Origin of the sequence: Citrobacter sp. Awk 4 (assembly GCF_028069725.1) — a bacterium.
GTDB lineage: Bacteria > Pseudomonadota > Gammaproteobacteria > Enterobacterales > Enterobacteriaceae > Citrobacter_D.
Genome location: NZ_JANEWG010000012.1, coordinates 38945 through 55559 on the forward strand (window position 1 = coordinate 38945; position 16615 = coordinate 55559).

Annotated in this window: 17 protein-coding genes and 1 riboswitch; of the genes, 6 read left to right on the plus strand and 11 right to left on the minus strand. The window is 52.8% G+C overall.

Annotated features, from left to right (window positions below; translation table 11 throughout):
- Nucleotides 1-18: 18 nt before the first annotated feature.
- The gene (locus NNO04_RS07105) at nucleotides 19-1836 is read right to left on the minus strand and encodes a DUF2264 domain-containing protein (protein WP_271444080.1); all 1818 of its coding nucleotides are present in this window, start codon (nucleotides 1834-1836) and stop codon (nucleotides 19-21) included.
- Nucleotides 1837-2002: 166 nt separating this feature from the next.
- Between NNO04_RS07105 and NNO04_RS07110 the strand changes: the two genes are divergently transcribed.
- Entirely contained in the window at nucleotides 2003-2839 is an 837-nt protein-coding gene (locus NNO04_RS07110; RefSeq protein WP_271444081.1) for an AraC family transcriptional regulator, read from the plus strand.
- A 106-nt stretch (nucleotides 2840-2945) separates the two neighbouring features.
- Here the strand turns inward: NNO04_RS07110 and parE are convergent, their stop codons facing one another.
- Genes parE through nudF form a run of 5 tightly spaced genes read right to left on the minus strand, consistent with a single transcriptional unit; the run spans nucleotide 2946 to nucleotide 7351 of the window.
- Nucleotides 2946-4838 carry a DNA topoisomerase IV subunit B gene (gene parE, locus NNO04_RS07115; protein WP_271444082.1) on the minus strand — a complete coding sequence of 631 codons (1893 nt, stop codon included), beginning with the start codon at nucleotides 4836-4838 and terminating at the stop codon, nucleotides 2946-2948.
- A gap of 28 nt (nucleotides 4839-4866) precedes the next feature.
- Nucleotides 4867-5448, minus strand: a complete 582-nt coding sequence (gene yqiA / locus NNO04_RS07120; protein ID WP_162379484.1) for an esterase YqiA — start codon at nucleotides 5446-5448, stop codon at nucleotides 4867-4869.
- Complete coding sequence (gene cpdA / locus NNO04_RS07125; RefSeq protein WP_271444083.1) at nucleotides 5448-6275, minus strand: 3',5'-cyclic-AMP phosphodiesterase; 828 nt, start codon at nucleotides 6273-6275, stop codon at nucleotides 5448-5450. Before cpdA ends, yqiA begins: the two co-directional genes overlap by 1 nt.
- A gap of 24 nt (nucleotides 6276-6299) precedes the next feature.
- Nucleotides 6300-6722, minus strand: coding sequence for a DUF1249 family protein (locus NNO04_RS07130; RefSeq protein WP_271444084.1), 423 nt, complete (start codon nucleotides 6720-6722; stop codon nucleotides 6300-6302).
- Nucleotides 6719-7351 carry an ADP-ribose diphosphatase gene (gene nudF, locus NNO04_RS07135; RefSeq protein WP_162379482.1) on the minus strand — a complete coding sequence of 211 codons (633 nt, stop codon included), beginning with the start codon at nucleotides 7349-7351 and terminating at the stop codon, nucleotides 6719-6721. Before nudF ends, NNO04_RS07130 begins: the two co-directional genes overlap by 4 nt.
- Nucleotides 7352-7550: 199 nt before the next feature.
- On the opposite strand from nudF, the gene tolC reads away from it, so the two are divergent.
- The 3 genes from tolC to NNO04_RS07150 all read left to right on the plus strand — a co-directional run bounded on the left by tolC (nucleotide 7551) and on the right by NNO04_RS07150 (nucleotide 11084).
- On the plus strand, nucleotides 7551-9029 hold the full coding sequence (tolC, locus tag NNO04_RS07140) for an outer membrane channel protein TolC (RefSeq protein WP_271444085.1): 1479 nt from the start codon (nucleotides 7551-7553) through the stop codon (nucleotides 9027-9029).
- Between the two features lie 217 nt (nucleotides 9030-9246).
- Nucleotides 9247-9918, plus strand: a complete 672-nt coding sequence (locus NNO04_RS07145; protein ID WP_271444086.1) for a DUF1190 family protein — start codon at nucleotides 9247-9249, stop codon at nucleotides 9916-9918.
- A gap of 5 nt (nucleotides 9919-9923) precedes the next feature.
- Nucleotides 9924-11084 (plus strand): glutathionylspermidine synthase family protein, encoded by a 1161-nt coding sequence (locus NNO04_RS07150; RefSeq protein ID WP_271444087.1) that lies wholly within the window; start codon nucleotides 9924-9926, stop codon nucleotides 11082-11084.
- Nucleotides 11085-11123: 39 nt separating this feature from the next.
- On the opposite strand, the gene ygiD is transcribed toward NNO04_RS07150, so the two are convergent.
- Nucleotides 11124-11912: a 4,5-DOPA dioxygenase extradiol gene (ygiD, locus tag NNO04_RS07155; RefSeq protein ID WP_271444088.1), complete on the minus strand. Its 789-nt coding sequence runs from the start codon at nucleotides 11910-11912 to the stop codon at nucleotides 11124-11126.
- Between the two features lie 142 nt (nucleotides 11913-12054).
- On the opposite strand from ygiD, the gene zupT reads away from it, so the two are divergent.
- A complete protein-coding gene (zupT, locus tag NNO04_RS07160) occupies nucleotides 12055-12828 on the plus strand; it encodes a zinc transporter ZupT (protein ID WP_192613513.1) in 774 nt (257 codons plus the stop codon).
- Nucleotides 12829-12902: 74 nt separating this feature from the next.
- Here zupT and NNO04_RS07165 read toward each other — a convergent pair whose 3' ends face one another.
- Nucleotides 12903-13079, minus strand: a complete 177-nt coding sequence (locus NNO04_RS07165; RefSeq protein WP_271444089.1) for a hypothetical protein — start codon at nucleotides 13077-13079, stop codon at nucleotides 12903-12905.
- A gap of 281 nt (nucleotides 13080-13360) precedes the next feature.
- On the minus strand, nucleotides 13361-14014 hold the full coding sequence (gene ribB / locus NNO04_RS07170; RefSeq protein ID WP_271444090.1) for a 3,4-dihydroxy-2-butanone-4-phosphate synthase: 654 nt from the start codon (nucleotides 14012-14014) through the stop codon (nucleotides 13361-13363).
- A gap of 105 nt (nucleotides 14015-14119) precedes the next feature.
- Nucleotides 14120-14269: riboswitch (FMN riboswitch) on the minus strand.
- Between the two features lie 132 nt (nucleotides 14270-14401).
- Between ribB and ubiK the strand changes: the two genes are divergently transcribed.
- On the plus strand, nucleotides 14402-14698 hold the full coding sequence (gene ubiK, locus NNO04_RS07175) for a ubiquinone biosynthesis accessory factor UbiK (RefSeq protein ID WP_271444091.1): 297 nt from the start codon (nucleotides 14402-14404) through the stop codon (nucleotides 14696-14698).
- A gap of 29 nt (nucleotides 14699-14727) precedes the next feature.
- Here the strand turns inward: ubiK and glgS are convergent, their stop codons facing one another.
- On the minus strand, nucleotides 14728-14937 hold the full coding sequence (gene glgS, locus NNO04_RS07180; RefSeq protein WP_271444092.1) for a cell surface composition regulator GlgS: 210 nt from the start codon (nucleotides 14935-14937) through the stop codon (nucleotides 14728-14730).
- A gap of 230 nt (nucleotides 14938-15167) precedes the next feature.
- Nucleotides 15168-16601, minus strand: coding sequence for a bifunctional D-glycero-beta-D-manno-heptose-7-phosphate kinase/D-glycero-beta-D-manno-heptose 1-phosphate adenylyltransferase HldE (gene hldE, locus NNO04_RS07185; RefSeq protein WP_271444093.1), 1434 nt, complete (start codon nucleotides 16599-16601; stop codon nucleotides 15168-15170).
- Between the last annotated feature and the right edge of the window lie 14 nt (nucleotides 16602-16615).

A 16615-nucleotide genomic window follows, 5' to 3' on the forward strand; every position in this document is an offset into this window, starting at 1 on the left:
CCGAGATATCCGGAGTTATTAGATAAAGAACGCCAATTGACGTTCGCTTCCCGGTTCGTGAATCACGACCTGGTTACGGTTAATGTGCAACTGTGGAGCCACTGCGTAATTCTTTCGTTCTCCGGAGGCGGTCACGGCGCAACAGAGCCAGCTTTCACCGACTGGGATTTCCGTGGCGAGCACCGGAATAGAGGCGCACTGCGCAAACATAATGCTGCTGTTTGGCGGCGTAACGACGCTGTCCGGTACGCGGGCAATTGCGGGAGACAAATCAATAATCACGCTGCTGCCGTTTTCCGCGTTCAGATAACAGCCTTTCTCCTGCAACTGATGCTCGGTTTTCATCACCGCAAAACCGCCTTCCACCGTTTGCAGAGTACGAGCACTATCAATACGATGCAGACGCAGATGCCACTCGCCGAACGGCACCAGCCAGGTGTCGATCTGCACGTCATGCCACGGCAACCAGCGCGAGAAAATGAAGTTCTCATCGACGCGTACTTCCTCACAGTCGCGGCGACCACGGAAGTAGTTATCGCCATCAGAGAGCAACAGCATAGAGTCGCAGGCAGCGTGTTTTAGACCGTAACGCCCACGCTCAATGGTGAAACCAAAGCGGCTGGAGTAGGCAAATTTGGTGTATTTCGCGTCAGTGTTGACGAAATTATTCAGCTCCAGTTGCCCTGCGGTGAGCAGCGTGGCGTGCTGCGACGCGTCGGCATGGATGATGATTTGCTGCGCATTTGGGATCAGATGTTTTTCAGCACGTTCCGGTAACGGCTGTTCGTCGGCTTGCCAGAACGGATGCTCCTCTTTCAGTGCGAGGATCAGATACGTTTTCAGCGCCCAGTACGGTGATCCCGGCGAGTTGTAGTCCTCGCACATCACCAGATTTGGATATGCAAAACCGAGCGTCAGGATGCCATCGCGATCGCAGATCGGCTGCTGCTGCCACCAGCGCAGATGGCGCAGGATCACGCCTTTCACAATCCCTGGCGTGAACACATCCAGCCCGGAAAACGCTACCGCGCTCCAGAACGCCACCATCGCAAAGCGATAGGTCAGGCTGCGACCAAAGGGGATCGACGCACCGTCGGTAGCGGACATGTAGATAAAATCATCGGCAAACAGGCGCGCGCGATCACGCAGCACTGCAGACCTCTCCTCGTCACCGCTGAGCGTGGCGTAAATCAGGCCGTAGAAGTGGAACGCCATTGAGATGTAATAATCTTTCGGGCGGCCAGGACCGTCGGAATACCAGCCGTCACCCAGGTAATATTCATCCATCATGGCGAAACGGCGGTCGATAGCGCTCTGGTCAAACGGCATTCCGGCGCGTTTAAAACCGAGCTGGACCATAATGGCAAAATAGTTCCAGTTGCTGTCCGGCATCTGCGCATCGGTGATTTGATTCAACCACGCGTGCAGGTTCTGTAACTCGCGTTCGCTAAACCTGGCAGTGAGCTTATCCTGCAACAGCGAAAGCCCCAGGCCATACGCAGCCATCTCCACCAGACGCTGGTCGTATGGCGCAGTTTCGCCCCAGTAGCCTGCGCTTTGCGGATCGGTTCCCAACTTGATAGCCGTGATGTATTTGTCGCCAAACGGCGCGGCGTCACCGGACGCCATCAGCGGGAACAGCCCCCACAGTGCGCGGGAAAGCCCCTCCATCTGCGCAATATCCGTGGCGTAGTGCGCGCAGGTATCGCCCAGAGAAAAATGGGAACTCTCCTGTGGGAATTGTTTGTCCAGCGCGCCCAGCATCGCGTTTAACGCGGCCACGACATCCCGACGGGAAGACAACGGATTTGATTTTTCTTTATTTGCCGCCAACATACGCTCGTCCTCAGAATCAACTGCGGCAAAGAATAGTGAATCAGGGCGGCGTAGAAATGTTAGCCATGTCACAGCGACAACAGATGAATAAACTCACAGTTGAGAAAATTTAAAAAGGTGGTTTATAAATGCAATGTGAGAGGTAAAAATTGAGTTTTATTGCACTATGCGCGACACGCCAAAATCCGAGCATCTGGAGCTGATTGCCTTAAACGACGCCACCGTGTCGTTCAGTCGACTATTCGCCAATACCGTGCGTTATCACCACTGGCATCAGTGCCTGGAAATTCTCTATGTTGAAGAGGGGTTTGGCGTAGCGATTGTCGATAATCGTCACTACACCATGCGCCCCGGGCGGCTGTTTTTCTTCCCGCCGTTTACCCTGCATAAAGTGATGGTGGATGAGCAGGCCGTGGCGATTTACCGCCGCACCATTATTCATCTCGACCATCACGCGATATTAAAGACCCTGCGCGATTTCCCGCAAACCCAGCAACGATTGCAGAAACTGTCCCGACGTGGAGGTGAGGCGTGGGTGGTGGATGTGGCGCACTGCCATGCGCACGTTGTCCATCTCTTTGGCTGTTATCAGCCACCGCTGAACAGCGAAAATATCGCCAGCCTGCTGATCGGTCTGTTTGCCATGCTGCCAGGAGATAACGACAGCGCACCTGGCAACCGCCACGGTATTGCAAGCCTCGTGATGTTCTGGCTGGATGAGAACTATCAACACAAATTCACGCTTGATGCGCTGGCGCAGGAGTTAGGCAAATCGCGCAGTTACGTTTCACGAAAATTCCACGCTGAAATGGGCGAGAAAATTCATGATTATCTGAATACGCTGCGGTTACGAAAGGCCTGTGAAAGGTTGCTCCACAGTGAGGATAGCGTGCGGGAAATTGCTACCAGGGTCGGATTTTCTGACGTGACGTACTTTATCAGCGCGTTTAAAAAAGGTATCGGCGAGACGCCATTACAATACCGTAAGGCGCATAAATTATAGTGTTGAAAGCGGCATGAACGCTTTATCCGGTCAGTCGGTTATTCACGAACGGCAGGCCGGATAACGCGCTTTCGCATCGCCATCCGGCACTAAAACACAAGTGTGATTACCCTTCGAGATCTGCCAGGTCGCCTTTCTCCTGCAACCAGTTGCGGCGATCTTCAGAACGCTTCTTAGCCAGCAGCATATCCATCATCGCATTAGTACGTTGATCGTCTTCGTCATCAATGATGAGCTGCACCAGACGACGGGTGTTCGGATCCAGCGTGGTTTCGCGCAGCTGCATCGGGTTCATTTCGCCCAGACCTTTAAAGCGCTGCACGTTCGGCTTGCCTTTCTTGCGCTTCAGTTGCTCCAGAACACCGGCTTTTTCTTCTTCCGTCAGCGCGTAATAGACCTCTTTGCCAAGGTCGATGCGGTATAACGGCGGCAGCGCAACGTAGACGTGCCCATGTTTTACCAGCGTACGGAAGTGTTTCACAAACAGCGCGCACAGCAAGGTGGCAATGTGCAAACCATCAGAGTCCGCATCCGCAAGGATACAGATCTTGCCGTAACGCAGCTGGCTTAAATCATCGCTATCCGGATCAATGCCGATCGCCACAGAAATATCATGAACCTCCTGCGAAGCGAGAACCTCATCAGAAGAGACTTCCCAGGTGTTTAGGATCTTACCTTTCAGCGGCATGATCGCCTGATACTCACGATCGCGCGCCTGTTTTGCAGAACCGCCCGCCGAGTCCCCTTCCACCAGAAACAGTTCGGTACGGTTGAGATCCTGCGCAGTGCAGTCCGCCAGTTTTCCTGGCAGCGCCGGACCACTGGTCAGTTTTTTACGCACCACTTTCTTCGCCGCCCGCAAACGGCGCTGAGCGCTGGAAATCGCCATTTCCGCCAGCAGTTCCGCTGCCTGCACGTTCTGGTTCAGCCACAGGCTAAAGGCATCTTTCACCACGCCAGAAACAAAGGCCGCGCACTGACGCGAAGAGAGGCGCTCTTTGGTTTGCCCGGCAAACTGCGGGTCCTGCATCTTCACGGAGAGCACGTACGCGCAGCGATCCCAGATATCCTCGGCGGACAACTTCACGCCACGCGGCAAAATATTGCGGTATTCACAGAATTCGCGCATGGCGTCCAGCAGCCCCTGGCGTAAGCCGTTGACGTGGGTACCGCCCTGCATGGTAGGGATCAGGTTAACGTAGCTTTCAGTCAGCAACTCGCCGCCTTCCGGCAGCCATAGCAGCGCCCAGTCGATGGCTTCCGTTTCACCTTCAAAATTGCCGATAAACGGTTTTTCAGGAAGCGTGGGCAGGCCATTAACGGCTTCGGCCAGATAGTCATTCAGACCATCCTGATAGCACCAGCGCTGTTCGGTATTGTTAACTTCATCTTTAAAGGTGATTTCAACACCCGGGCACAGAACCGCTTTGGCTTTCAACACATGCGTTAAACGAGACACGGAAAAACGCGGGCTGTCGAAGAAACTTTCGTCCGGCCAGAAGTGGACGCTGGTGCCGGTATTGCGTTTACCACAGGTCCCAATGACCTGCAGATCCTGCACTTTATCACCGTTTTCAAACGCGATGTTATAGACCTGGGCGTCACGGCGAACCGTCACTTCAACGCGTTTCGATAAGGCGTTCACCACCGAAATACCCACCCCGTGCAGACCGCCGGAGAACTGGTAGTTTTTGTTGGAGAACTTGCCCCCAGCATGCAACCGGCAAAGGATCAGTTCGACTGCCGGGACGCCCTCTTCAGGGTGAATATCCACCGGCATGCCACGTCCATCGTCAATGACTTCCAGAGATTGATCGGCATGTAAAATCACATCCACGCGTTTTGCGTGGCCCGCCAGTGCTTCATCCACACTGTTATCAATCACTTCCTGCCCAAGATGGTTGGGACGGGTCGTATCGGTGTACATCCCTGGGCGGCGGCGTACCGGCTCAAGCCCAGTGAGTACCTCAATGGCATCAGCGTTATAAGTTTGCGTCATGGTTTAAATTAGCAATTCGAATTGATTGTCAGAAACTGTGCAGTCCAAGAAAATCGACAATCTGGTTGAAATAATCTTCGAAGCCCGTGAATGCGTGATTCCCACCTTCGATCACTGTCTGACGGCAGGAGGCGTAATTCGCCACCGCCTGGCGGTAGTCCAACACTTCATCCCCCGTCTGTTGCAGCAGCCAAATCAAATCCGGCGCTTCCAGCGGGTCAATCTGCATGACTTTAAGATCGTAAATATGGCGTGACTCTAGCACATATTGCTGCCCCGTGTAGGGGTTCTCGTTCTGACCCAGGTAGTCGACCAGCAGTTCGAAGGGTTTTACTGCGGGGTTCACCACCACGGCCGGTAACATGAAACATTGCGATAACCAGGTGGCGTAATATCCGCCAAGCGAGGAACCGACGATGCCCAGCGATTCTCCGCCATGTTCAAGCACGATAGATTCCAGAAGCTCTGCCGCATCGGCAGGATACGGCGGCAATTGCGGCACCACCATTTCAACATGAGGATGGTGCTCCGCCAACCAGCTTTTAAGCAGGCAAGCCTTTGCCGAGCGGGGGGAACTATTAAATCCGTGGAGATAAAGAAGCGTAGACATCAGTAGCCTTCTGAAGCGGTATCAGGTCGGAACTGGGTCCCCTGCAGACGACAGACTTCCGTTTTCAGCGTACCGTCGGCAAACAGCTCCAGCGTACGCCAGCCCGGACCAATCGTGTCCAGCGTGAAATTCGCGCAATGTGGCTTAAACTGAACGCATGTCGATGGGGTCGCCATCAGGCGACGGCCGTTCCATTCCAGATCCTGTTCCTGATGAATATGCCCGCACAACAAATACTTAACACGAGGATAGTTCACCAGTATGGTATCCAGTTCTGCGGCGTTGCGCAGACTGTGCTGGTCAAGCCAACTGCATCCCGCAGGCAGCGGATGGTGATGCAAAAGCAACAGCGTGTGGCGCTCGGGAGCATCAGCGAGTTTACGCTCCAGCCATTCAAGCTGGAACTCACTTAACTCGCCGTGGGGAACGCCAAAAACCTGACTGTCCAGCAGCAAAATTTGCCACTGTTCGCCAATCCAGACGCGTTTAGCCGGAGAGATCCCCGCATCCTGTAACGCGCTGTACATCGCGGGTTGAAAATCGTGGTTGCCTGGCAACCAAACGCAAGGCGCACGAAAGCTTGCGATGCCTTCAGCGAAATGCTGATAGGCCGCAGAACTTTGATCCTGAGCCAAATCGCCCGTTGCCACGATCAAATCGAACTGAATCTGCTGCGCATGGATCGCATCCAGTACGGCCTGGTAGCTTTCCCAGGTGTTCACGCCCAGTAGTGTTTCGTGCTTTGCGGCAAACAGGTGAGTGTCTGTAATTTGTAAAATCCTGACTCTGGCCTCACCAGCCAAAGGAAGGGTTAACAGGCTTTCCAAATGGTGTCCTTAGGTTTCACGACGCTAGTAAACCGGAATCGCCATCGCTCCATGTGCTAAACAGTACCTTAACCAATCAGCTAAAAACTGATTAATTTGATGCTTTTCGTCGCGTTGATGCAACTTTTTATTTGGATAATCATACCGCGCTTTGAAGCGAAAGATCTGCTGAGTTGAACACACTTCAGCCACCATCGCATCATGATACAGGCGCACCGTCAACGACGGCAGGCTCCAGTAGGTGATGGCAGGCGCAGTCTGCTCAATCTCCACCAGGGTAGTGTATCGGGTCGATTCCACAATCGTTAACCGATATTGTGCGTTTGCCACCTGATAGCTCACTGTTTCACCGGGTGCGTCATTACGTGGCAACAGGCGGCGCAATTGCGAAAAGTTAGTTTCGCACAGGCGCATCATCTCAGGAAAGTCAGGTGTGTAACGCTTCATTTTTTCCACTCGTTTTTTAACTCTTGATAGTGCAGTTGCAGCCATTGCAAAGCGATGACAGACGCCGCGTTGTCGATTTTCCCCTCTTCCACCCACTGGTATGCCTGCTCCCGACTTACCACATGAACACGAATATCTTCGTTTTCATCCGCCAGACCATGAATCCCGCTTGCGGTCGTGGCATCCACTTCACCCACTAAAATTGACAGGCGCTCACTGGTGCCGCCAGGGCTTGCCAGATAACTCATCACCGGCTTCGTCCGTTTGACATCAAGGCCAGCCTCTTCCATCGCCTCACGGCGGGCGACATCGTCTGCGGTTTCGCCCTCTTCAATCATACCGGCAACCATCTCCAGCAACCACGGACTCTCACTGGTGTCGTACGCCGCGATACGGATCTGTTCCACCAGCACAACTTCATCGCGCTCAGGGTCAAAGGGTAGCAAGACTGCGGCGTGCCCGCGCTCAAAAATTTCACGTTGAACCTCGCCACTCATTTCTCCATTGAATAAACGATGGCGAAAGCGATAAAGGTCCAACGAAAAAAAACCGCGATAAAGCGTTTCTCGTGCAATAATTTCTACATCGTTTTTAGAGAAAGTCATCGGCGAACTGTCTTGTTTATGCATTGTTCTGTCCTGGTTACCAATAGTGATTAGAATGTGAATTTCAAGGCCGTTTGAATACTGTTTCACCTGGCTTGTGATAAATTGGTGCAAATTAACGCCGTATGGCACATAACGCCAACTTTTCGCAGTGGCGGATTCTGCTAGAATCATCAATTATTTTACAATTTGATCAGCGCTAAATACTGCTTCACAACAAGGAATGCAAATGAAGAAATTGCTCCCCATCCTTATCGGCCTGAGCCTGTCGGGGTTCAGCACTTTGAGCCAGGCAGAGAACCTGATGCAAGTGTATCAGCAAGCACGCCTGAGCAACCCGGAATTGCGTAAATCCGCCGCCGATCGCGATGCTGCATTCGAAAAGATTAACGAAGCGCGTAGTCCTTTACTGCCGCAACTGGGTTTAGGTGCCGATTACACCTATAGCAACGGCTACCGTGACGCCAATGGTATCGACTCCAACGCAACCAGCGCCTCTTTGCAATTGACTCAGACCCTGTTCGATATGTCGAAATGGCGTGCGCTGACATTGCAGGAAAAATCTGCCGGTATTCAGGACGTCACCTTTCAGACAGACCAGCAAACGCTGATCCTGAACACCGCAACGGCCTACTTCAATGTGCTGAGCGCCATTGATGCGCTCTCCTTTACCGAAGCGCAGAAACAGGCGATTTACCGTCAGTTAGATCAAACCACGCAACGCTTTAACGTGGGTCTGGTTGCGATCACCGACGTGCAGAACGCCCGTTCACAATACGATACCGTGTTAGCGGACGAAGTGACCGCACGTAATAACCTCGATAATGCGGTTGAAACGCTGCGTCAGGTCACCGGTAATTACTACCCGGAACTGGCATCGCTGAATGTTGATGGTTTTAAAACCAACAAACCGCAGGCCGTCAATGCGCTGCTGAAAGAAGCAGAAAACCGCAACCTGACGCTGTTGCAAGCCCGCTTGACCCAGGATCTGGCGCGTGAGCAAATCCGTCTGGCGCAGGACGGCCACTTGCCAACGCTGGATTTAAACGCCTCAACGGGGATCTCCGATACCTCGTATAGCGGGTCGAAAACCAACACCTCTCAATATGACGACAGTAACCTGGGCCAGAACAAAATTGGTCTGAGCTTCTCCTTGCCGCTGTACCAGGGCGGACAGGTCAATTCTCAGGTGAAACAAGCGCAGTACAACTTTGTTGGCGCGAGTGAACAGCTGGAAAGCGCACACCGTAGCGTCGTGCAGACCGTGCGTTCCTCCTTCAACAACATCAATGCCTCTATCAGCAGCATTAACGCGTATAAACAAGCCGTTATCTCTGCGCAAAGTTCATTAGATGCCATGGAAGCCGGTTATTCCGTCGGTACGCGTACCATCGTGGATGTGTTGGATGCCACCACCACGCTGTACAACGCGAAACAACAGCTTTCCAGCGCACGCTATAACTATCTGATTAACCAGCTGAACATCAAGTCTGCACTCGGTACGCTGAACGAGCAGGACCTGGTTGCTCTGAACAACACGCTGGGCAAACCGATTTCCACTACGCCAGACATTGTGGCACCGGAAAACGCAGAGCAGGACGCCAGCGCTGACGGCTATACTGCCGACAACGCCGCCCCGGAAACTCAGCCTGCGTCAGTACAACCGACCAGCAGCAACGGCAACAACCCATTCCGTAACTGATGAAATTGCCGATGGCGCCTCTGCTTACCTGTCCTACAAACCCGTAGGTCCGGTAAGCACGGCGCCGGCTGGCGCTAAATTGCTGGTCGAACGTAAGGCAACGTAAAGATCCCGCGATTTCCCCGCATTCTCGCCTCTTCTCGCTTCATTTTCGACCAGCCATCCTCTATCCTGAGCATTATTTGCCATATTCACCACTGGGTCCTGGAAGACGAAAATGAAACGGACAAAATCCATACATCACGCTTCGTTCCGCAAAAGCTGGAGCGCTCGCCATTTAACGCCGGTCGCACTGGCAGTCACCGCAGTCTTTATGCTGGCTGGCTGTGAACAAGCCGATGAAACGGTTTCGCTTTATCAAAATGCTGACGACTGTTCTGCTGCGAACCCAGGTAAAAGCGCGGAATGTACGACTGCATTCAACAATGCAGTGAAAGAAGCAGAACGTACCGCGCCCAAATACGCCACACGAGAAGATTGCATCGCCGAATTCGGTGAAGGTCAGTGCCAGCAAACGCCTGCCCAGGCAGGTATGGCGCCAGAGAATCAGGCGCAAGCACAACAATCCAGCGGCAGCTTCTGGATGCCATTGATGGCAGGATACATGATGGGCCGCATGATGGGCGGTGGCGCAGGCTTTGCGCAACAACCGCTGTTTAGCTCGAAAAACCCGGCCAGCCCTGCTTACGGTAAATATACTGATGCCAGCGGCAAGAACTACGGCGCCGCGCAGCCAGGCCGCACCATGACCGTACCGAAGACAGCGATGGCGCCTAAACCGGCAACCACATCAACCGTTACACGCGGTGGTTTTGGTGAATCGGTAGCGAAACAAAGCACCATGCAGCGTAGCACCAGCGGCACCACTACTCGTTCGATGGGTGGTTGATACTCATGGAAAGAGTCAGTATTACTGAGCGTCCGGACTGGCGCGACAAAGCCACAGAATACGGTTTTAATTTTCACACCATGTACGGCGAGCCCTACTGGTGTGAGGATGCCTACTACAAGCTGACGCTCGCCCAGGTTGAAAAACTGGAAGAAGTGACCGCTGAGCTGCACCAGATGTGTCTCAAGGTGGTTGAGAAGGTCATCGCCAGCGACGAACTCATGACGAAGTTTCGTATTCCGAAGCATACCTGGGGATTTGTTCGTCAGTCATGGCTGACACGTCAGCCTTCGCTCTATTCCCGCCTGGATCTGGCATGGGACGGTATCGGCGAACCCAAACTGCTGGAGAACAACGCCGATACGCCGACCTCGCTGTATGAAGCGGCATTTTTCCAGTGGATCTGGCTGGAAGATCAGCTCAATGCAGGCAACTTGCCGGAAGGTAGCGATCAGTTTAATAGCCTGCAAGAAAAGCTGATCGAGCGCTTTGCAGAGCTTCGTGAACAGTACGGTTTTCAACTGCTGCATTTAACCTGCTGCCGTGACACTGTTGAAGATCGCGGTACTATTCAATATCTGCAGGATTGTGCGGCCGAAGCCGAAATCGCCACCGAATTCCTTCACATCGAAGATATCGGTCTCGGTGAAAAAGGTCAGTTCACGGACTTACAGGATCAGGTTATCGCCAACCTGTTCAAACTCTATCCGTGGGAGTTTATGCTGCGCGAAATGTTCTCTACCAAGCTGGAAGATGCTGGCGTACGCTGGCTGGAACCGGCATGGAAAAGCATCATCTCCAACAAAGCGCTGTTACCGTTGCTGTGGGAAATGTTCCCGAACCATCCGAACCTGCTGCCAGCCTATTTTGCCGAAGATGACCATCCGCAGATGGAAAAATTTGTCGTGAAGCCTATCTTTTCTCGTGAAGGCGCCAACGTCTCGATCATTGAGAACGGGAAAACGATCGAAGCGGCGGAAGGTCCGTACGGCGAAGAAGGTATGATCGTGCAGCAGTTTCATCCGTTGCCGAAATTTGGCGACAGCTACATGTTGATCGGCAGTTGGTTGATTAACGATCAACCCGCCGGGATCGGCATTCGTGAAGACAGAGCGTTGATCACCCAGGATCTTTCCCGTTTCTACCCGCATATTTTTGTTGAGTAATACGGCAAGCCCGGTGTCACCGCCGGGCTTTTCACACGGTTATCCAATCTGTACCGACAGCATGCTCAGACTGCCCATCTCAATACCGTCCACCGGTATCGAGACTGACTCCTTACCATCCCACGCGCCTAACACATACAACAGCGGCAGGTAGTGATCCGGCGTTGGATTCGACAACGATCCCCCTTCATGCTCGAGATAGTTGACCAGCGGATGCTGCTCAACAGGTCCCTGCCACGTCAGATTCGCCTTCACGTAATCATTAAATGATATCGCCCACGGATACGGCGTATTCTCGCCGTGCCAGCGCGCCGTGCGCAGGTTATGCACCACGTTACCGCTAGCGACCAGCATAATGCCCTCATCACGCAGCGCCGCCAGTTTACGCCCCATTTCGAGGTGCCAGGCGGCGGGTTTTGTGCTGTCGATGCTTAACTGCACCATCGGGATATCCGCGTCGGGATACATCTTGATCAGCACTCCCCAGGAGCCGTGGTCAAAGCCCCAGGCCTCTTTATCGAGCGTAACAGGAACAGGAGACAGCAGTTCCACCAGTCGTTGTGCCAGCTCTGGCGAACCGGGTGCTGGATAGTGTGTGTCGTACAGCGCCTGTGGAAAACCACCAAAATCATGGATGGTTTTCGGGGCTTCCATTGCCGTCACGCCGGTCCCGCGGGTGAACCAGTGTGCCGACACTACCACAATCGCTTTCGGACGCGGTAATGCCTCCCCCAGATGCTGCCAGGCGCGGGTATAAACGTTATCTTCCAGAACATTCATTGGGCTGCCGTGACCCAAAAACAATGCTGGCATACGCGTTGAAGACATGATGATATCCTTACTCAGGGAGGTCATTTTGATATCCTCACAATACGCTTTTTCGGTAGATGAAGAACTCAGATAACCATGATGAAGATCATCAGTTATTTTGAAGGTCAGGCCCGGACAGCAGAATCATAAGGAGTTGTCGATGTCAGTACCTTTAATTCTGACCTTATTGGCGGGTGCCGCCACTTTTATTGGCGCCTTTCTTGGCGTGCTGGGACAAAAACCCTCGAATCGCGTACTGGCATTTTCGCTGGGATTCGCGGCAGGCATCATGCTACTTATCTCACTAATGGAAATGCTGCCGGCGGCGCTGGCAGCGGAAGGAATGTCCCCCCTTTTAGGCTACGGTATGTTTATTACTGGACTGCTGGGGTATTTCGGACTGGATCGCCTGCTTCCTCACGCCCACCCGCAAGATTTAGTACAGAAAACAACGCGACCACTTCCTGGCTCCATTAAGCGCACCGCCATCTTATTGACGTTGGGCATCAGCCTACACAACTTTCCGGAAGGGATCGCGACGTTTGTTACCGCCAGCAGCAATCTTGAACTGGGCTTCGGTATTGCTCTGGCGGTCGCCTTACACAATATTCCCGAAGGTTTAGCGGTTGCCGGACCGGTTTATGCCGCAACAGGTTCGAAACGCACGGCTATTTTCTGGGCAGGAATTTCCGGTATGGCGGAAATTCTCGGCGGCATATTAGCCTGGTTAATTCTTGGCAGTTTGATTTCGCCTGTCGTAATGGCATCGATTATGGCTGCGGTAGCGGGAATTATGGTGGCATTATCCGTAGATGAATTAATGCCGCTGGCAAAAGAGATCGATCCTAATAATAACCCCAGCTACGGAGTACTGTGTGGAATGTCGGTGATGGGACTCAGTCTGGTGATTCTTCAGTCGATGGGTATCGGGTAAAGCAACCGCAGATGTTGTCCTCATCATTCAGGACAACATCATGCTTTCCCATCAAGAAAATATGAGAATAAAAGTTATTCCCGATCACTGGCCACACGATCATCTTCACCTGTGCGGCGAAATAGCGTGTTGCGGGCCTCGAGCAGCGCGTCCCTGTCTTGCCTGAACGCTCTGCAATAACGTTTCATATGGCAAAAATAACCTACGACGACAAGAACAATTAATACAATCCAATACCAGGCGATAAACATCCTTTTACCCTTAAAATTTAACATTGCCAAACATTTAACGTTAAAATTTTACATACCTATCTTTAGGTATATTCATATACTGGCACAGTATGAAATTGAGAATATGATTTTGATCATAGAGAAAAAGATTGAGCTTTTATTACAGACCAGACCGTCTGCAAAATTAAAATATCTGGGATAAACAATCTATTTTTTCGAACCGATAAAAACAAAAACCGAAGTCAGTAAACTGGCTTCGGTTTCTTTCATCGCAAATTACCACCCAATGGGTGGCACGCAAGTTAGCTGGCCATACGCGCGTGCGCCTGGCGGTAAGCCACCAAATCTTCGATGGTAACGACGGCCATATTGTGTTCACCAGCAAACTTGATGCACTCCGGCGCGCGAGCCATTGTGCCGTCATCGTTGGTCAGTTCACACAGAACACCTGCAGGTTTAAAACCTGCCAGCGTCACCAGATCGATGGTCGCTTCAGTATGACCACCGCGAGTCAACACCCCACCAGCCTGAGCGCGCAGCGGGAAAACGTGCCCCGGACGGTTGAGGTCAGAAGGTTTGGCGCCGTCGGCAATGGCTGCGCGCACGGTGGTAATGCGGTCGGCCGCAGAAACACCGGTGGTCACGCCTTCAGCAGCTTCAATCGTCACCGTAAAGCCCGTGCCGTAAGCGCTGGTGTTATTTTCCACCATCATAGGCAGCTCGAGTTGCTTGCGGCGATCTTCAGTGATGCACAGGCAAACGATGCCGCTACCATGACGGATGGTCAGCGCCATCTGTTCAACGGTCATCGTTTCGGCAGGGAAAATCATATCGCCTTCGTTTTCACGATCTTCGTCGTCAAGCACCATCACACCGCGTCCTTCACGCAGCGCGGACAGAGCGTGTTCGACACGGTCAAAAGGCGTACCAAAAGAGGAAAGTAGCGTCTGATTCATGGTAAAAAAACCTCACTAAAATTATGGTTACCAGAATCAGGGCAGTCTTAGGAGTACCGCTATGCGGCAAAAAAATAACGTGAGCGGGTCCATGCCCGGCTGGATCGTTACTCTCTCCCATCCGGACTCTAACCGTCGGCTCCGGAATTACACCGGATCTGCTGACCTTTGAGTTTGCACCCAAAGCGCTCGCGGGCTTTCAACATAGGTTGATTCACCGCCGGTGGGGAATTTCGCCCCGCCCTGAGAATAAGCGAGATAACTATAACGCTATTGATTACCTTCATCAATGCCTTTACTCAGCCACAGGTCACACAATTCTGGTTTATGCCTCACGCAGATCGCACTACAATGTGCCTCAACACTTACCAGTTCAGGGAAACCACAATGATTGACCCGAAAAAAATTGAGCAAATCGCTCGCCAGGTTCACGAGTCGATGCCGAAAGGGATCCGGGAGTTCGGGGAAGATGTCGAGAAGAAAATCCGTCAAACGCTGCAATCACAGCTGACGCGTCTCGATCTGGTGAGCCGCGAAGAGTTCGATGTGCAGACTCAGGTGTTACTGCGTACCCGTGAAAAGCTGGCACTGCTTGAGCAGCGCCTCAGTGAACTGGAAATGCGCCAGTCGCCTGCCGACGTCAAACCTGCGACCGCCATCCCGCCAGTGGATACACAAGAGTAAAAAAACGGGCCGATGGGCCCGTTTCTTTTTTAGTGTTCGAGTTCTAATTTTTTTGCTCGTGTGGCCTGTTGGCAGTAAAGCGCGTAACGCTTGCAGAACCAACTACGGTGCTCCTCATCCATATTCCCGGTAACGGCACGGATATCGACAGGGCGACCTTCAGCCTGCATTCTGGCAAAACTACGGGCCAGAAAATCGAAGTTGTTCAACGAATACACATTTTGGTTGTTCATGAGCATACCCTCCAGTTAGCGAGTTTCTGATAAGGCCATATGCTTTTTCTGATTCCAGTATTCGCTTCTGGTCGCAACATCTTTATACATTATGTGCGCAAATCACCTGCCGGAAGTCACACATTTTCCAGGAAATGTAAAGGGGTAAGAGTAAATGATAACGGAACGCTTATCAGGCCAGCATCGCGTAGAGGCTCACTGGCCTGACAAGGTGTTTGAACTTACTGGCGGATCAATTACTTGTCACTGTCTTTCTGGATTTTTTTGATGATGTTGGTGGTTGAACAACCGTCTTCGAAGTTCAGCACCAACACTTCGCCACCGTTGGCCCAAACCTCTTCACTACCCGCAATCTGTTCCGGCTTGTAATCGCCGCCTTTCACCAGCAAATCCGGCAGTACGCCTGCAATCAGACGCTGCGGGGTATCTTCTTCAAAAGAGACCACCCAGTCGACGGATTCCAGCGCGCCCAATACGATCATGCGTTGTTCGAGCGGATTTACCGGGCGCGTTTCGCCTTTAAGACGTTTAGTGGAGGCATCACTGTTGACCGCCACAATCAGGCGGTCGCCCAGTTTGCGCGCATTCGCCAGATAAGAGACGTGTCCGGCATGCAGGATATCGAAGACGCCGTTGGTCATCACCACTTTCTCGCCACGCTTACGCGCGCTGGCAACGGCCTGTTTCAGCTCGTTTTCAGTCATCACGCCAAAGCCCGTATCGGCACGACCGCGTACAGCGTTTTCCAGCTCAATGGGTGAAACGGTGGATGTCCCCAGCTTACCAACGACCACGCCAGCCGCCGCGTTGGCGAAGTAACAGGCTTCTTCCAGCGATTTCCCTGACGCCAGCGTCGCCGCCAGCACGCCAATCACCGTATCACCGGCACCGGTGACGTCATACACTTCCTGCGCCTGCGTCGGCATATGCAGCGGCGCTTTACCCGGCTGCAACAACGTCATACCTTGCTCAGAACGTGTCACCAGCAGCGCAGAGAGATCGAAATCCGCAATCACTTTCATGCCGCGAGTGACAATCTCTTCTTCGCTTTTACACTTACCGGCCACCGCTTCAAATTCAGACAAATTCGGGGTCAGCAGCGTAGCACCACGGTAGCGTTCAAAATCGGTGCCTTTCGGGTCGATCAATACCGGTACACCCGCTTTACGCGCCAGCGCGATCATCTGCTGAACGCTGGCCAGTGCGCCTTTTGCATAGTCAGAGAGTACCAGGGCGCCAATCGAACCCAGCGCCTGATTAATGCGCTCATGCAGCGGTTGCGGATCAACCCCCTCAAAGCCTTCTTCAAAATCCAGGCGAATCAGTTGCTGGTTGCGTGAAAGTACGCGCAGCTTGGTGATGGTAGGATGCGTCGGGACAGAAACAAAGTCGCATTTCACATTCACATCGGCCAGCGTTTTGCTGAGCGCGCGCGCGGCGTCATCAATTCCGGTTAAACCGACCAGACGTGAATTGGCCCCCAGGGACGCAATGTTCATCGCCACGTTAGCCGCGCCGCCTGGACGTTCCTCAATGGTGTCCACTTTGACAACGGGTACTGGCGCTTCCGGTGAAATACGGCTGGTTGGCCCGTACCAGTAGCGATCCAGCATCACGTCACCAACAACCATGACTCCTGCACGTTCAAACTCTGGCAGCGTTACTTTCATTCCTGTCTCCTGAG

Bases quoted from the DNA above. Each gene is read 5' to 3' on its own strand.
- nudF (WP_162379482.1), bottom strand. From the start codon at position 7,351: ATGCATAAACAAGACAGTTCGCCGATGACTTTCTCTAAAAACGATGTA.
- zupT (WP_192613513.1), top strand. From the start codon at position 12,055: ATGTCAGTACCTTTAATTCTGACCTTATTGGCGGGTGCCGCCACTTTT.
- hldE (WP_271444093.1), bottom strand. From the start codon at position 16,601: ATGAAAGTAACGCTGCCAGAGTTTGAACGTGCAGGAGTCATGGTTGTT.
- glgS (WP_271444092.1), bottom strand. From the start codon at position 14,937: ATGCTCATGAACAACCAAAATGTGTATTCGTTGAACAACTTCGATTTT.
- NNO04_RS07145 (WP_271444086.1), top strand. From the start codon at position 9,247: ATGAAACGGACAAAATCCATACATCACGCTTCGTTCCGCAAAAGCTGG.
- NNO04_RS07110 (WP_271444081.1), top strand. From the start codon at position 2,003: ATGCGCGACACGCCAAAATCCGAGCATCTGGAGCTGATTGCCTTAAAC.
- NNO04_RS07130 (WP_271444084.1), bottom strand. From the start codon at position 6,722: ATGAAGCGTTACACACCTGACTTTCCTGAGATGATGCGCCTGTGCGAA.
- ribB (WP_271444090.1), bottom strand. From the start codon at position 14,014: ATGAATCAGACGCTACTTTCCTCTTTTGGTACGCCTTTTGACCGTGTC.
- NNO04_RS07165 (WP_271444089.1), bottom strand. From the start codon at position 13,079: ATGTTTATCGCCTGGTATTGGATTGTATTAATTGTTCTTGTCGTCGTA.
- parE (WP_271444082.1), bottom strand. From the start codon at position 4,838: ATGACGCAAACTTATAACGCTGATGCCATTGAGGTACTCACTGGGCTT.
- ubiK (WP_271444091.1), top strand. From the start codon at position 14,402: ATGATTGACCCGAAAAAAATTGAGCAAATCGCTCGCCAGGTTCACGAG.
- ygiD (WP_271444088.1), bottom strand. From the start codon at position 11,912: ATGTCTTCAACGCGTATGCCAGCATTGTTTTTGGGTCACGGCAGCCCA.
- NNO04_RS07105 (WP_271444080.1), bottom strand. From the start codon at position 1,836: ATGTTGGCGGCAAATAAAGAAAAATCAAATCCGTTGTCTTCCCGTCGG.
- tolC (WP_271444085.1), top strand. From the start codon at position 7,551: ATGCAAATGAAGAAATTGCTCCCCATCCTTATCGGCCTGAGCCTGTCG.
- yqiA (WP_162379484.1), bottom strand. From the start codon at position 5,448: ATGTCTACGCTTCTTTATCTCCACGGATTTAATAGTTCCCCCCGCTCG.
- NNO04_RS07150 (WP_271444087.1), top strand. From the start codon at position 9,924: ATGGAAAGAGTCAGTATTACTGAGCGTCCGGACTGGCGCGACAAAGCC.